Genomic DNA, 1603 nt, shown 5'->3' with positions numbered 1-1603 from the left:
AGGTTCGACGTTGGCGCTTCAAAGCGGGTACGGGAATATCAACCCGTTGTCCATCGACTACGCCTGTCGGCCTCGCCTTAGGTCCCGACTTACCCTGGGCAGATCAGCTTGACCCAGGAACCCTTGGTCAATCGGCGCAAGAGTTTCTCACTCTTGTATCGCTACTCATGCCTGCATTCTCACTCGTGTCCCGTCCACAACTGGATTCCTCCGCTGCTTCACCCGGAACACGACGCTCCCCTACCCATCACAGCCCCCGTTGGGGGTATTGCTGCAATGACACGACTTCGGTGGTGTGCTTGAGCCCCGCTACATTGTCGGCGCGGAATCACTTGACCAGTGAGCTATTACGCACTCTTTCAAGGGTGGCTGCTTCTAAGCCAACCTCCTGGTTGTCTCTGCGACTCCACATCCTTTCCCACTTAGCACACGCTTAGGGACCTTAGTCGGTGTTCTGGGCTGTTTCCCTCTCGACCATGGAGCTTATCCCCCACAGTCTCACTGCCACGCTCTCACTTACCGGCATTCGGAGTTTGGCTAAGGTCAGTAACCCGGTGAGGCCCATCGCCTATCCAGTGCTCTACCTCCGGCAAGAAACACGTGACGCTGCACCTAAATGCATTTCGGGGAGAACCAGCTATCACGGAGTTTGATTGGCCTTTCACCCCTAACCACAGGTCATCCCCCAGGTTTTCAACCCTGGTGGGTTCGGTCCTCCACGAAGTCTTACCTCCGCTTCAACCTGCCCATGGCTAGATCACTCCGCTTCGGGTCTTGGGCATGCAACTCAGACGCCCTATTCGGACTCGCTTTCGCTACGGCTACCCCACACGGGTTAACCTCGCTACACACCGCAAACTCGCAGGCTCATTCTTCAAAAGGCACGCAGTCACGAGACACACAGCAAGCTGCATGTCCGACGCTCCCACGGCTTGTAGGCACACGGTTTCAGGTACTATTTCACTCCGCTCCCGCGGTACTTTTCACCATTCCCTCACGGTACTATCCGCTATCGGTCACCAGGGAATATTTAGGCTTAGCGGGTGGTCCCGCCAGATTCACACGGAATTTCTCGGGCTCCGTGCTACTTGGGAGAAGCTCAAGTGAGCCGCTGATGTTTCGTCTACGGGGGTCTTACCCTCTACGCCGGACCTTTCGCATGTCCTTCGACTACACCAACGGTTTCTGACTCACCCAGCCGCCGGCAGACGACTGAAGAACTTTCCCACGACCCCTCATACGCAACCCCTGCCGGGTATCACACGTATCAGGTTTAGCCTCATCCGGTTTCGCTCGCCACTACTCCCGGAATCACGGTTGTTTTCTCTTCCTGCGGGTACTGAGATGTTTCACTTCCCCGCGTTCCCTCCACATACCCTATGTGTTCAGGTATGGGTGACAGCCCATGACGACTGCCGGGTTTCCCCATTCGGAAACCCCCGGATCAAAGCCTGGTTGACGGCTCCCCGGGGACTATCGTGGCCTCCCACGTCCTTCATCGGTTCCTGGTGCCAAGGCATCCACCGTGCGCCCTTAAAAACTTGGCCACAGATGCTCGCGTCCACTGTGCAGTTCTCAAACAACGACCAGTCACCCACCATCA

1 rRNA gene (cut by a window edge) is annotated in these 1603 nt (G+C 56.6%); it reads right to left on the bottom strand.

Annotated features, from left to right (window positions below):
* Window positions 1-1547: ribosomal RNA gene (locus IE329_RS39680) — 23S ribosomal RNA — on the bottom strand; it reaches 1600 nt to the left of the window's first position.
* Window positions 1548-1603: the final 56 nt, after the last annotated feature.

Origin of the sequence: Kitasatospora indigofera, assembly GCF_014655955.1 — a bacterium.
GTDB lineage: Bacteria > Actinomycetota > Actinomycetes > Streptomycetales > Streptomycetaceae > Kitasatospora > Kitasatospora indigofera.
This window is presented reverse-complemented; position numbering and strand designations above follow the sequence as displayed.